Below are 13,556 nucleotides of genomic sequence, written 5' to 3'. Positions count from 1 at the left end.
CGCAGCGCCTGGACCTCGGCATAAGCGCCCTGGTGATACAGCAGCGGCGCACGCCCGAAGTCATCAAAGGCCACCACCTTGCCGATCATGATCCAGTGGTCGCCGCCGTCCACCTGCTGGTATTTCTCGCAGTGGAACCGCGCCGAGCAATCGGCGAATACCGGCGAGCCACCCTCCCCCGGTTCGTACTCGATCAGGGCGAAGCGGTCTTCACGGGGGCGCGCAAAGTTATTCGACAGGTGCACCTGGTCGGCCGCCAGCACGTTTACCGCAAAATGGCTGGCCTCTTCGAACACTTCATGGCTGTTGGAGCGTTTGTCGATGCTCCACAGCACCAGCGGCGGGTCGAGGGACACCGAGTTGAAACTGTTGGCGGTCACGCCCACCTTGCGCCCGGACGCGGTGGCGGCGGTGACCACGGTTACGCCGGTGGCGAAGTTGCCCAGGGCGCGGCGAAAGGCCCGTGGGTCGAAAAGGCGGCTGTCAGACATGCAAGACTCCCGGGCGCCATCGGATGGGCGCCCTGATTGTTGTGAGGGGAAGAACGCGCTACACCATGCTCGGGTCCGGCTCCAGGCCCATCAGCTCACGGCCGAGGATCTGCGCGCAGACGTCGTAGTCGGTATAGGCATGGGCGCCGGTCATGTGGGAATCGCGGAACAGGCGCTGCATTTCGTTGTGTTCGAACCAGGCGTTACCGCCGGCGGCGGCGAACAGCCGGTCCACGGCGTCGATGCACATTTTCGTCGCGTAGGCCTGGTTGGTGCGCCAGAACGCCAGAGTTTCGCGGCTCGGGTAGCGGTGCGCGGCGCTGTGTTCGGCGTGGTCCTGCCAGGTCTTTTCGAGAAATGCGCGGGCGGCGGCCACTTGGTGGGTGGATTCAGCCAGGCGCATCAACGCAGGCGTCGCAGCGCCGACGGCGGCACCGGTATAGGCACGCACGCGGTTTTTGGTTTTTTCGCGGAACACCTCCAGCATGCGCTCGGCCACGCCGAGGCTGACGGTGGAAAACCCGCTGGCGAAATACGGGCGGTACGGCGCGTAGAAAATCTGGCTGTCGGGATAAAGGCCGAAACCTGCGGACTTGCCTTCCATCATGTCCTTGGCTTTCTGGATCCGGTGTTCGGGCACCCAGGCATTGTCGATGACCAGGGTCTTGGTGCCGCTGCCCTTCATGCCGGCGGCGAACCAATCGTCACGGATCTGGTAGTCACTGCGCGGCAGCACAGCGAAGCAGTAATCCTGGCCGCCCTCGGCGTTCTGCCGACGGCAGCCGACAATCGCCCAATCGCCATGGTCACAGCCGCTGCTCCAGCCCATTTCACCGCTGAAGTGCACACCGCCCTCGCCCTCCACCACCCGGCCAAACGGCGCAATACTGCTGCTGGCGGTGGCGTGCGGGTTTTCGCCCCAGATCTCCTGCTGTAACTGCGCCGAAAACAGCGCCAGTTGGTGGCTGTGGGTGCACAGCAAGCTCATGGCCCAGGCGGTGCTGGCGCAACTACCGGCAAGCAAGGCGATGCAGTCGGCGAACTCGGGCAGCGAGAGTTCCAGCCCGCCAAAGGCCTTGGGTTGAAAGGCGCGGTGCAGGCCGATGCTTTTGAGCAAGGCGATGTTTTCATCCGGCACCTGGCGCTGCTGCTCGGCCCGCGTGGCATTCGCGGCAATCAGCGGCAGGAGGGGCTTGAGGTCTTCAAGGAGCGGGTTTGGCTTTTTCATGGACGGCCCTGCTTATTATTGGAAGTCCGGCGGGCGCTCCGGGTTGAGGAACGACGCCTGATGCAGGGCCAGTATCGATGGGCGCACGCAGGTGGAAAATGCACGTTCCACAGGCAAGGTTGTACTTTTCATAGGGGTGGCAGCCACAGACATCTCGCGCGGCAGGCAGAGTCAAGCCATGACTCGATGCCTTGGTTACCCTCGGGCTTTCCTTTGTGAACTGCCAGGAACCCGCCATGAGTGATATCCCGCTGCTGCCCCAAGTCGAAGCCTTTCTGCGTCGGTCCCATGGGCTGTTCATCGACGGCGTCAACGTGCGCAGCCATTCCAGCCAGACCCTGGCCGTGACCAACCCGGCCACCGGCGAGGTGATCGCCCAGGTGGCCGATGCGGACCTGACGGATATCGACGCAGCGGTGGACTCCGCCAACCGTGGCTTCCAGTTGTGGTCCCAGGCCTTACCCGCGACACGCGGCAACGTACTGCTCAAGCTCGCGGACTTGCTGGAACGCAACCGCGAAGAACTGGCGCAGATCGAGACCTGCCAGTCCGGCAAGATCATCCAGATTGCCCGCGCGTTCGAAGTCGACCAGGCCGCGCATTTCCTGCGTTACTACGCAGGCTGGGCGACCAAGCTCAGCGGCCAGACCCTCACCCCGTCACTGCCCTCGTTCAACGGCGAACGCTACACCGCGTTCACCTTGCGTGAACCGGTGGGCGTCGTGGTGGGCATCGTGCCGTGGAACTTCTCCACCATGATCGCCATCTGGAAACTCGCCTCGGCACTGGTGACCGGCTGCAGCATCATCATCAAGCCCAGCGAGTTCACGCCGCTGACCCTTCTGCGCATCGCTGAACTGGCCGTCGAAGCCGGGTTGCCAGCCGGTGTGCTTAACGTACTCACCGGCGGCGGGCATGTCGGCAAAGGCCTGGTGGAACACCCTGGCACCCACAAAGTATCCTTCACCGGCTCCGTGTCGACGGGCATCGCCGTCGGCCGCAGCGCCATGGGCGCCGGCCTCACCCGTGCGACGTTGGAACTGGGCGGCAAGAATGCCGCTGGCTTCCTGCGCGATGTGGACGTGGACAAGGCGGTGGACGGCATCATCGAGGCGGGCTTTTTGCACTCGGGACAAATCTGCGCGGCGGCCGAGCGGTTCTTTGTGCATCGTTCGCAAATGGACGCTGTGTTGGAGAGGCTCAGCCAGCGCCTCAGTCGCCTCAACATTGGCTCGCCACTCGATGAACGCACCGAATTCGGCCCGGTCACCCACCGCCAGCACCAACTCAAATTGCTCGGTTACTTCAGCCAGGCCCGCGCCGAAAACAACACGATCATCCACGGTGGCACCCTGATTGACCGTCCCGGCTGCTACGTCGAACCCACGGTGATCCTCGCCAACAGCCTCAACGACACCCTGCTCAACGAAGAAACCTTCGGCCCCATCGCCACCTTCCTGCCCTACGACAGCGAAGACGAACTGCTCGCCCTGATGAACAACGGCCCCTACGGCCTCAGCGCCAGCCTGTGGACCAACGACCTGGGCAAGGCCCTGCGCATGGTGCCGGCGATCCAGGCCGGCACCGTCTGGGTGAACATGCACACACTGCTCGACCCGGCGGTGCCGTTTGGGGGCAGCAGGTCATCGGGGGTGGGACGGGAGTTTGGCAGTGCGTTTATCGAGGATTACACCGAGCTGAAGTCGGTGATGATTCGGTACTGAGGGGGCGGATAACGATCCAGCGCTTTTTTGGTGAGGGGCTTTCTGTGGCGAGCGGGCTTGTTGTGGCGAGCGGGCTTGCTCCGCGTTGGGCTGCGAAGCAGCCCCAAAACCAGGCACAGAGGATTACCTGATACACCGCATTCTTCCGACCCAGGGGCCGCTTCGCGCCCCAACGCGGGGCAAGCCCGCTCGCCACAGAAAGCGCGCTCGCCACAACAAGCCCCCTCACCACAACAAGCTCGCTAGCCACAGAATACCCACCTGCCCCACCGTCTGTTTTGTACTCACGCCTGCGCAATCACTGCCTCCGCCTCGATCTCGATCAACCACTCCGGCAACGACAACCCGCTGACGATAATCCACGAAGACGGCGGTGGGTTGTGCGGGAAGCGCTGGCGCAGGGCCTGCACGATGGGTTCCTGCTGGTCGCGGGCAGACTCGGCGATATACAGCCGCAGCATGATCACATGGGACAGATCCCCGCCGACTTCGGCCAGCACCTTGTGGATATTGTCCAGCGCAGTGGCAGTCTGCTCGGCCATGCCTGGGCCGACCGTGCGCTCGTCCGCATCCACCCCCACCTGGCCGGACAGCATGATGCGCCGACCCTGTGGCACCTCAAGGGCCTGGCTGAAGCCGTATTGCAGGGAGTTGAATACCGTCGTGGGATTGATGACCTTTCGTTGCATGACGCTTCCTTGTTGTCGGTAGGAGAACAAGGCTAACCCAACGGCATCATTCAATCTGGCGGTTCAACATCCCGCAACATATCGAGGTCAGGGTTTGCTCTGTGTCACTCGCCACACTTTGTTCCCCACATCATCCGCCACCAGCAACGCGCCCTGCTCGTCCAAGGTCACACCCACCGGCCGGCCTTGCGCTTCGCCTTCGGCATTGAGAAAACCGGTGAGAAAGTCGACCGGGGTACCCGACGGCTTGCCGTCCTTGAAAGGGATAAACACCACCTTGTAGCCCGCTTGCGGGTTGCGGTTCCAAGAGCCGTGTTCACCGACAAACACCCCATCGGCAAAGGCGGCCGGCATGCCGCGCGCATCGGAAAAGGTCAGGCCCAGCGGCGCGACGTGGGTGCCGAGGGCGTAGTCCGGCGCGATAGCCTGGGCCACCTTGTCCGGGCGTGGAGGTTGCACACGTACATCGACGTGACCGCCGTAGTAGCTCCACGGCCAGCCGTAGAACGCGCCGTCCTGCACCGACGTGAGGTAGTCGGGCACCAGGTCGCTGCCGATTTCGTCGCGTTCGTTGACCACCGTCCACAGCTGGCTAGAACCCGGTTTCCACGCCAGGCCGTTGGGGTTGCGCAAACCGCTGGCGAACAGGCGTTTCTCACCGCTGGCCACGTCCAGCTCCCAGATCGCCGCACGCCCCTCTTCAGCGTCGAGGCCGTTTTCGCCGACGTTGCTGTTGGACCCCACCGTCACATACAGCCGGGTCCCTTCAGGGTTGGCCAGCAGGTTTTTGGTCCAGTGGTGGTTGATGCCGGCCGGCAGGTCGGTGACCTTGACCGGAGTAGCGTCGATGTGGGTCTGGCCTGGGGTGTAAGGCACCTTGACCACCGCGTCGGCATTGGCGATATACAAGTCGTTGCCCACCAGCGCCATGCCGAACGGCGACATCAGGCCGCTCAAGAACTCGGTCCGTACTTCGGCATGCCCATCGTGATCGGCATCGCGCAGCAAGGTGATGCGATTGGCGCTCGGTGTATCCGCGCCGACACGCCCCATCACCACACCCATCGCCGTGCGCCGTGCCCAGGCGATCACACCCGTGCCGCCGTCGGTGGCACCTTCGGGCATGGGCGGGTGATTGCTTTCAGCGACCAGCACATCACCGTTGGGCAAGGTGTAGACCCAGCGCGGGTGATCGAGGTTGTCGGCCAGGGCTGTGACGGTGAAACCCTGCGGCGCAGTGGGTTGCACGCCATCAGGCCAGCCCACGGCCTTGGAGACCTTGAGCGTGGGGATCAAGGAAGTACTGGGTTCGGGCAGTTGCGGCGAAGGGCCGACACCGGCTTGGAACGGTAATTTGGACGCTTCGCCACAGGCGCTGAGAACAGCGGCGGCGGCAATCAGGAGCGCAAGGCGGCTCGGTACATTCATGTTTGGAACCTCAGGGCAGAAACCTGAGGGAGTATTGCCTCATATAGCGTGGGTCACCACCGGGCATGGCGCAATTGAGTGTTAACCAAGGGGCACGAATACCCCCGCTACCAACGCCCCATCGCCAGACTGAACGGCGAAAACTCCGCGAACTGCCACCGCAACGCCAAGGCCGCCGGGCGGCGCACCACCTGTTCCACCGTCACCGTCCACAGCCGTTGCGCACCCTCGAACAGCGCCACTTCCGGGCCGTCGAGGATCAACGTGGTACGCCCGGCCACTTGCAGCACATCCCCCGATGCAAAGTCGATGAACAACAGCCCGGCCACCGGGTTGGCTTGCAGGTTGCCCAGGGTGGCGAAAAACAGGTTGCCGGCAAAGTCGGGGATGGTCAGTACGTTGCCTTCGACCCGCACAAACCCCGTGTTGCCGCCTCGATGAGAAACATCCACCGAACGCTGGCCGTCCACCTCGACGTAGCTGGCGACGAACAGCGTGTCGGCGTTGCGGATCAGGGTTTGGGCGGCTACGTCCAGGTCGTTGAAGCGTTCGATCACCGTGCCGGGTTTACGGGCGATGCCATCGACCGGGCGCAGTTGGATGTACTTGGGGCAATTGCCGAAGGTGTGCACCACGTCGACCGAAAAGCCGTCGTGATCGAGTGCGCCGACACGGCCGTTCATGCGATTGCGGCGTCGGGTGTTGAGGTCGATGCCCAGCAGGCCGACGGCTGCCCCCTCACGCAGGGCGTTACGGGCCGGGTCGGTCGCGGACGGCAGGCTGTCGATCTGCAGGGTCTGCGGGTCCGGCGAGTGGGCAAAGCCGGGGGCGCCTTCGATCATCGTCGCCCAAGGGAGGCCCTGCTCGTCCACCGCACCCAGTATCAGGTAAGGCAACAAGGGGTAGAAATCCCGGTGCTGTTCCGGCAGGTGATCACGGATCACCTTCGGCCCGACCACCGCCATGCGGTCGGCCACGCCCACCGCCTCTTGTATCTGCCGTTCGCCGGCATGCCAGGGAGATTGTTCGATCAGGTTCATGGCGAGCACCTCAGGTTGTATGTGTCGATGCTGCACCCTGCCAGCCTGTGTGAGAATCACCACGCCAGGCAATCCACTATTACGCCAGCTGAAATGCCGGGTGTTCGCGCAGCGCCATGACGCAGTGGTCGACAAAACTGCGCACGCGCATTGGCGCATTGCGGCCTTCGCGGTACACCACCTGCACAGGCAGTGGCGGCGGTTCAAAATCCGGCAAGACGCGACGCAGTTGCCCACTTTGCAAGTGTTCGTGCAGCGGATAACTCAGGCAGCGGATCAACCCCGCACCCTGCACCGCCGCATTGATCGCACCCTGCACCGTGGCGCAACCCAGCCGGGCACGGGCCTTGAGTTGATAGCCGTGGAAATCCCAGTGCACCTGATTGGCGCTGGCGATCAGCCGGTGCTGCTTGAGGTAGTCCGGGTGTTGGGGCTCGCCGTGAGCTGCAAGATAGTCGGGGCTGGCGCAGAGGATATGCCGCACCTGCCCCAGCGGCCGGGCGATCAATGACGAGTCGGGCAGTTCACCGACGAGGATGGCGACGTCGAGCCCTTCTTCATGCAGGTTCGGGTAATAGTCGTGGTAGCTGACGACCAGGTTCACCGCGGGATAGCGGTCCAAGTAGTCGGCCAGGACCGGCGCCATCACATAACGGCTGAACAGGAACGGCAAAAATACCCGCAGATTGCCCTGGGCCTGCACATGCAGCCCCTTGGCCGAGGCTTCGGCGGCGTCCACCGCAGCGAGCAGGCGTACGCAGTCCGCCAGGTAGGCGCTGCCGGCGTCGGTAAGGCTCACGCCGCGCGTGCTGCGCGCCAGCAACGGCACGTGCAAACGCGCCTCCAGGCGGGCAATCGCGCGTACCAGGGTCGGACCCGAGACCTGAGCGTCACGCGCCGCCGAGGCCAGGCTCGGCTGCCCGGCCAGCGCGGCGAACAATTGCATATCGCGATAACGCTCCATCAGCTGCGCCGTTTCATCGCCGGGTTCAGGGCGGCGTCCTGCCCAAGGCGATGGGTGAGGAAATCGACAAAGGTGTTGATCTTGGCCGGCACCCGGCCATTTTTCTGGAACACTACCTGGATCGGCAGCGGCGCCGACTCATAGGCTTGGAGGACAATCTCCAGTTCACCCGCCGCCACCGCCGCGGCGATTTGATAGGACAACACCCGCGTCATGCCCCAGCCTTGGCGCGCCAGGTTGATCGCGGCATTGTTCGCCGTGACCACCAGACGCGGTTCGATGGAGACGGTCACGGGTTGGCCGCCGTCGACGAACTCCCAGCCACTTACCAGGGAGCTGGACGACGACGTGGCGATCTTGGCCTCACGCAACTGCGACGGATGCGTAGGCCGCCCGTGCTGTTCAAGATAGGCCGGCGCTGCGCAGACCACCCGGCGCACTTCGCCGACCTTGATCGCCTGCTGCCCCGGTTCATGCAAGTGACCGATACGCACCGCCACGTCCACCCCTTCGTCGGTCATGTTGACCACACGATCGACCAGCAAGGCGTTGATGTTTACCAAGGGGAACCGATCCAGATACTCCCCCAGCACCGGCGCCACATACAGCTCGCCAAACAGCACCGGCGCGGTCACCGTCAAATGGCCGCAGGGGATGGAATAACTGCCCGCCGCCGCTTCCTCGGCTTCATCGAGCTCGGCCAGGATGCGCCGGCAATCTTCCAGGTAACGCTGGCCGGCTTCGGTGAGATGCAAGCTGCGGGTGGTGCGCGCCAGCAATTGAGTGCCGATGCGTTCCTCCATGGCGGCGATGGCGCGGGTCACGCTGGGTGGCGAGGTTTTCAGGCGGCGCGCGGCAGCGGCGAAGCCCTCCTCCTCGGCCACCGCCAGGAACACCTGCATTTCATGAAATCGGTCCATCGGCGCGCCTCTAGAAAGTTATTGCGACTGCAACCCCACCGCCGTACGCGGCATGCCCACGAACCCCGGCAGCGCCTCGATACTGGCGAGCCAGGCGCGTACATGAGGGTAGTCGGCCAGCGAAACATTTCCTTCCGGCGCGTGAGCGGTGTAGGTGTAGAACGCCACATCGGCAATGGTGGGTTGCTCGCCGGCCAGGAAACGGCTCTGGCTCAGTTGCGCTTCCACCAGTTTCAGCAACGCATGGGAACGGGTAATCGCGTTGACGGTGTCGACTTCGGCACCAAACACCGTGGCCAGTCGTGCAGAGGCAGGCCCCGCATGCAGCTGGCCGGCAGCGGTCGACAGCCAGCGCTGCACACGGGCCTGGCCCACCGGGTCGCTCGGCAGCCATTGGCCTTTGCCGTAGGTGTTCGCCAGGTAAATCAGGATCGCGTTGGAGTCCGCCAGCACGACACCGTTGTCATCGATGGCTGGCACCTGGCCGAACGGGTTGATGGCCGCAATGAATTCGGGCGTTTTGTGGGCGGCTTGCTTGAGGTCCACCAGCACAAAGTCCGTGGGCAGGCCGAGCAGGGACAGCATCAGCTCGACCCGGTGGGAGTGGCCGGACAAGGGGAAACCGTAGAGTTTGATCATGAGAGGCTCCAATAAAGTGGGGTATCAACGCCCCGCATGTTCCACCGCTGCCCCGGCCGTTGGAATCACCAGGATTTGCAATCCAGCATTTCATCCAGTGAAACAATCTCGCTCAGCGTTCCTGAAGCCTGTCCCGCAAAAACCGATGGCTCACCGAAAACAACCGCCGGTAAGTCAGCAACACTGCCCCCACGGTACCCAACGCCGACGAAGCGGCAATCAGAAACATGATCACAATCTGATACCGCACCGCGTCCACCGGGCTCTCCCCCGCCAACACCTGCCCGGTCATCATGCCGGGCAGGCTGACGATGCCCACCACGGTCATCTGGTTCAGCGTCGGGATCATCCCGGCGCGTACAGCCTGGCGGATGGCTTCCTGCGCGGCTTCCCAGCGCGAGCCGCCGAGGGCGAGGATCATTTCGATGGTGTTGCGTCCCGACGTCAGTTCCTGGGTCATGCGTTCGATCCCCAGGGACACGCCGGTCAGGGTGTTGCCCAGGATCATGCCGAGGATCGGGATCGCATACTGCGGTTCGTACCACGGGTGGATGCGGATCACCGCAAACAAACCCACCGCCGTCACCAGCCACGAACTGCCCCACACCGAGAGGATGCTGTCCACGCGCTGCCCCCGGTACGTCCGCCGCCCGCGCCCCGCCGCCGAGATGCCGGCGATCAGGGTCATGGCGCACATCAACGGCAGCACCACGTACCAGTAAGCGAACTCGAACACCCAGCCCAGCAGGTAACCGATGGCCAGCAGCTGCACCACCGTGCGCACCGCCGCCCACAACAACTGGCGCTCCAGGCCCAGGCGCAGCAGCAGGGAGAGCGCGCCGTTGACCAGGATCAGCGAGGCGGCGATGCCCATGTCGAGTGCGGTGAGGTTCTGATAGTTCATGGCTGGGTCGCTCCACTCAATACACCGGCGCTCATCTGCAAATGGATGTTGCTCATGCGCCGGGCCTGGTCCAGGTCGTGAGAGACCCAGATACAGGCCCGGGCGCGATCAGCCGCAAACCAGGCGTCGATCAGCGCTTCCACTTCGCGGGATGAGGTGGGGTCGAGGGCGGCGGTGGGTTCGTCGAGCAACAGCACTTCGGGGTTGAGTTGCAGGGTGCGGATCAACGAAACCACTTGGGATTCACCGCCCGACAGGTCGGCGGCGCGCTTGGCCAGAAAGTCCGGGGTCTTGCCGGCGTGGCCCAGCAGCGTGGTCACCGTGGCAAGGTCAAAGCGGCGTTTGCGCGACGTCTTGAGGCTGAACGGGAAACGCAGGTTGTCTTCCACCGTGCCGTCGAGGAGCGCCGGACGTTGCGACAGGTAGCTGATGTGGCAGCGGTAATGGGGAATCTGCGCGTTGCCGATCGGCTGGCCATTCCACAGGATCTGCCCGGAACTGGGCGCGTCCAAAAGCGCCAGTGCACGCAGGAACACACTTTTGCCGGAGCCGGACGCGCCGGTGATCGACACGCGGTCGGCGGCATTCAAGGTGAAATCGGTGGGCTGGAGCAAGGCCACGTGGCGGCGCTCGTCCATGCGCGTGAGGGCGCGGGTTTCGATCAGTGCGCTCATGGACGCGGTGTTCCTCTCAATCTGGATGAGGCAATGGTGAGGCACACTCGCCGGGATTTCATTCAAAAAATTCAAACTATCGCAGCCGGTGTGGCTCAGAACTCTAGGTTCAGCATTACCGAGGAGGCAACATGCAATACCGACAACTGGGCCATTCCGGCCTGCTGGTATCCGAAATCATCCTGGGCACCGTGCCCTTTGGCGGTCGCGCCGAGTTTGAGAAATGCGGATCGGTGGATGTGCCCCTGGCCAAACGCATGTTCGATATCGCGTTCGACGCGGGGGTGAACATGGTCGACACCGCCGACCTCTACTCCCACGGCCTGGCCGAAGAAGTGGTCGGCAAAGCCTTGGGTGACAAACGCAACGATATCCTGCTGGCCACCAAGGGCCGCAGTCCAGTGGACGACAACCCCAACAACTCAGGTTCTTCACGCTACCATCTGATTCGCGCGTGCGAAGCCAGTTTGAAACGCTTGGGCACCGACCATATCGACCTCTACCAACTGCACAACTGGGACGGCATGACCCCCATTGAGGAAACCCTTGAAGCGCTGCGGCTGCTGGTGGGTTCGGGGAAAATCCGCTACTTCGGCACCAGCAACTTCACCGCCTGGCAAATGATGAAGACCCTGGGCAAGGCCGAACTGCACGGCATGCTCAAACCCATCACCCAGCAGATCTACTACACACCAGAATCCCGCGAAGCCGAGTACGAACTGCTGCCGCTGGCACTGGACCAGTCGGTGGGCACACTGGTGTGGGGGCCAATGGGCGAAGGCCTGTTGACCGGGTCCACCCGTCGTGGCCACAAGCCGCCCGCCAACACCCGTCAGGGTAGCGGTTGGCCAGAACCCTATGTGCATGACCAAGAGCGTGCACTCGACATCATCGAAACCCTTGCCGCCGTCGGTGATGAGCACGGCGTCTCGGTCGCCCGCACGTGCCTGGCATGGCTCAAGGATCGACCGGGGATCACTTCGCTGATCGTCGGCGCCCGCACCGAAGAGCACTTGCGCGACAACTTGGCCGCCACTGAATTGAAGCTCACCCAGGAACAGTCCTCACGCATCGAAGCCGTGACGCGTCGCCAGCCGTTGTACCCCTACTGGCATCGCTTTACCGCCGGGATCGACCGCTTTGATCCGGCGGAGCAGCCGTTTCTGGCAGAGCATCAGAAGACCCTGGATGCGCGCAAGGATAAGTAATGCCTTGGCAGCCTTGCGCAATAAGGCTGCTTTTTCCCCTTCCAGGAGTCGCCCGTGGTTGCCCAAATCATGATCGCCGCCCTCGGCGTCGTCGCCATCTGGTTCAGCCAGAGCAAACGCTTGAAAGTGCGCCGCTACGCTTGCCTGTTCGGCATGGCGGGCCAGCCGTTCTGGTTCTGGTCATCAATCAATGCCGAGCAGTGGGGGATCGTGCTGCTGAGCTGTTTCTACACGGTGGCATGGGCGAAGGGGATCAAAACCCACTGGATTGATCACAAGCCGGACACACAACACTGATTTGCAATCGGGCGCAGCACTGCCTATATTTCCCGCCTGGCGCTCTCTACGCCACCTTCCGCGGAAAGGGCTGCGCCCAAGACACTGCAACATCCTCTTTTTCTACGACTCCCCACCTTGAAGCGGAAAAGGTTTGTGCAAGGAGATCGTATGTCCCGCCACTTCAATACCGATGGCCGCCTCAACCTTGAGCAACAGCGCAAGCGCGCCAAGGAACTGCTGCCACGCCTCAAAGCCGCAGACCCGAACGCGACCTTGTCCCAGGCCCAATGGGAAATCGCCAAGCAGCTGGGTTTCAGCAGTTGGCCCAAGCTCAAGGCGCATGTCGACGCCATCGACTTCGCCGCCCGCCACCCCGACTTTGCCGCCAGCGACGAAGCCCGTACCACCCATTGGCGCTGCGGCAATGACATTGCCCACAACCTCCAACTGGCCGGGTTCAAAGGGCAGTTCCGGATGCTCACCGACCCGCTGTGCATGGGCCCGGTCCGCGATTTCCCCAGCCAAGCCTTCCGTGCGATACGCAGCGCTTTTATCAGCCAGGCCTTTGCCATCGATGAAGCAGACGCCGCACGCCGTGTCGACGCCGAATACGACCACCTCGAAGCCTTGGCCAGCGCCGAACACAGTGTGCTGTGGTGCGAAGCGGATGCCTATGACCAGCTGTTCCTGATCCGCGCACTGGCGGGTCTTGAGCAAGCACCGCGCAAGCTGGAACTGATCGAGGTGGACCGCATTCCTGGCGTGCAACGCTTTATCGGCATCGGCCAACTGGCGCCGGATGTGTTGGCGTGGCTGTGGCCGCAACGGCGCTTGATCGATGATGACGCCGTGCAACTGGCCAAGCAGGCGTGGTCGGCTTATTGCGACAGCTCGCCCGTCAATTGGTCGGAACTGGCCCACCGCAAGCATCCCGCCCTGCCCTTGTTGGCCCCGGCGCTGTTACGCCAGTTACAGGAACTGCCGGGCGTGCGCGATGGCTTATCCCTGACCGAACGCCTGGCCCTGACGTACCTGGCCGACGTCGGGCCAACACCCTTCGGTCGGGTATTTGCCGAATTGATGGCCAAGCGCGAGCCACTGCCGTTTCTGGGGGACATGATGTTTCATGCGCTGTTGCGGCCGTTGATTGACGGTGACGCCCCCTTGCTCACAGAGTCCGACACGCACAAGGACTGGCCGCAACGCGAGTTGAGGCTGACGCCCCTGGCGCATCAGGTGCTGAGCGGTGACGCGTATTGGCTTGACCATGCCAGCCATGAGCGTTGGGTCGGCGGCGTGTCCTTGAGGCCCGGTCAGCCCCATTGGTCGATAGACCAAGACGCCGTCCCCCACTGGCGTGGCTGACGC

13 protein-coding genes and 1 pseudogene are annotated in these 13,556 nt (G+C 63.3%); 4 read left to right on the top strand and 10 right to left on the bottom strand.

Annotated elements, in window-relative coordinates:
- Positions 1-11 precede the first annotated feature (11 nt).
- Positions 12-491: pseudogene (locus tag ACP7BX_RS13335) on the bottom strand (flavin reductase family protein); the annotation flags it as partial.
- Between the two features lie 58 nt (positions 492-549).
- A complete protein-coding gene (locus tag ACP7BX_RS13330) occupies positions 550-1,719 on the bottom strand; it encodes a p-hydroxyphenylacetate 3-hydroxylase oxygenase component (protein ID WP_269131272.1) in 1,170 nt (389 codons plus the stop codon).
- 236 nt (positions 1,720-1,955) lie between these two features.
- Between ACP7BX_RS13330 and ACP7BX_RS13325 the strand changes: the two genes are divergently transcribed.
- Entirely contained in the window at positions 1,956-3,443 is a 1,488-nt protein-coding gene (locus ACP7BX_RS13325; RefSeq protein ID WP_426160724.1) for an aldehyde dehydrogenase family protein, read from the top strand.
- Between the two features lie 284 nt (positions 3,444-3,727).
- Here ACP7BX_RS13325 and ACP7BX_RS13320 read toward each other — a convergent pair whose 3' ends face one another.
- The 8 genes from ACP7BX_RS13320 to ACP7BX_RS13285 form a co-directional block, all read right to left on the bottom strand.
- On the bottom strand, positions 3,728-4,132 hold the full coding sequence (locus tag ACP7BX_RS13320; protein WP_426160725.1) for a RidA family protein: 405 nt from the start codon (positions 4,130-4,132) through the stop codon (positions 3,728-3,730).
- An 87-nt stretch (positions 4,133-4,219) separates the two neighbouring features.
- A complete protein-coding gene (locus ACP7BX_RS13315) occupies positions 4,220-5,560 on the bottom strand; it encodes a PQQ-dependent sugar dehydrogenase (RefSeq protein WP_426160727.1) in 1,341 nt (446 codons plus the stop codon).
- 107 nt (positions 5,561-5,667) lie between these two features.
- The gene (locus ACP7BX_RS13310) at positions 5,668-6,600 is read right to left on the bottom strand and encodes a pyridoxamine 5'-phosphate oxidase family protein (RefSeq protein ID WP_426160728.1); all 933 of its coding nucleotides are present in this window, start codon (positions 6,598-6,600) and stop codon (positions 5,668-5,670) included.
- 79 nt (positions 6,601-6,679) lie between these two features.
- Positions 6,680-7,564: a LysR family transcriptional regulator gene (locus ACP7BX_RS13305; RefSeq protein ID WP_426160729.1), complete on the bottom strand. Its 885-nt coding sequence runs from the start codon at positions 7,562-7,564 to the stop codon at positions 6,680-6,682.
- Positions 7,564-8,484 (bottom strand): LysR family transcriptional regulator, encoded by a 921-nt coding sequence (locus ACP7BX_RS13300; protein ID WP_177112750.1) that lies wholly within the window; start codon positions 8,482-8,484, stop codon positions 7,564-7,566. The genes ACP7BX_RS13305 and ACP7BX_RS13300 overlap by 1 nt, the downstream gene beginning before the upstream one ends.
- Before the next feature lie 18 nt (positions 8,485-8,502).
- Positions 8,503-9,123, bottom strand: a complete 621-nt coding sequence (locus ACP7BX_RS13295) for a glutathione S-transferase family protein (protein ID WP_426160730.1) — start codon at positions 9,121-9,123, stop codon at positions 8,503-8,505.
- Positions 9,124-9,235: 112 nt separating this feature from the next.
- A complete protein-coding gene (locus tag ACP7BX_RS13290; protein ID WP_314529874.1) occupies positions 9,236-10,027 on the bottom strand; it encodes an ABC transporter permease in 792 nt (263 codons plus the stop codon).
- A complete protein-coding gene (locus ACP7BX_RS13285) occupies positions 10,024-10,701 on the bottom strand; it encodes an ABC transporter ATP-binding protein (RefSeq protein ID WP_426160731.1) in 678 nt (225 codons plus the stop codon). Before ACP7BX_RS13285 ends, ACP7BX_RS13290 begins: the two co-directional genes overlap by 4 nt.
- Before the next feature lie 131 nt (positions 10,702-10,832).
- Here ACP7BX_RS13285 and ACP7BX_RS13280 point away from each other — a divergent pair, with 131 nt between their 5' ends.
- From ACP7BX_RS13280 to ACP7BX_RS13270, 3 genes are all read left to right on the top strand, one after another.
- Positions 10,833-11,909 (top strand): aldo/keto reductase, encoded by a 1,077-nt coding sequence (locus tag ACP7BX_RS13280; protein WP_038849115.1) that lies wholly within the window; start codon positions 10,833-10,835, stop codon positions 11,907-11,909.
- 54 nt (positions 11,910-11,963) lie between these two features.
- Positions 11,964-12,206 (top strand): hypothetical protein, encoded by a 243-nt coding sequence (locus ACP7BX_RS13275; RefSeq protein WP_050572479.1) that lies wholly within the window; start codon positions 11,964-11,966, stop codon positions 12,204-12,206.
- Positions 12,207-12,356: 150 nt separating this feature from the next.
- Positions 12,357-13,553 carry a DUF1835 domain-containing protein gene (locus tag ACP7BX_RS13270; RefSeq protein WP_426160732.1) on the top strand — a complete coding sequence of 399 codons (1,197 nt, stop codon included), beginning with the start codon at positions 12,357-12,359 and terminating at the stop codon, positions 13,551-13,553.
- Positions 13,554-13,556: the final 3 nt, after the last annotated feature.

The organism is Pseudomonas sp. DWP3-1-3b3, from assembly GCF_049896305.1.
Lineage (GTDB): Bacteria > Pseudomonadota > Gammaproteobacteria > Pseudomonadales > Pseudomonadaceae > Aquipseudomonas > Aquipseudomonas azotoformans_A.
This window is presented reverse-complemented; position numbering and strand designations above follow the sequence as displayed.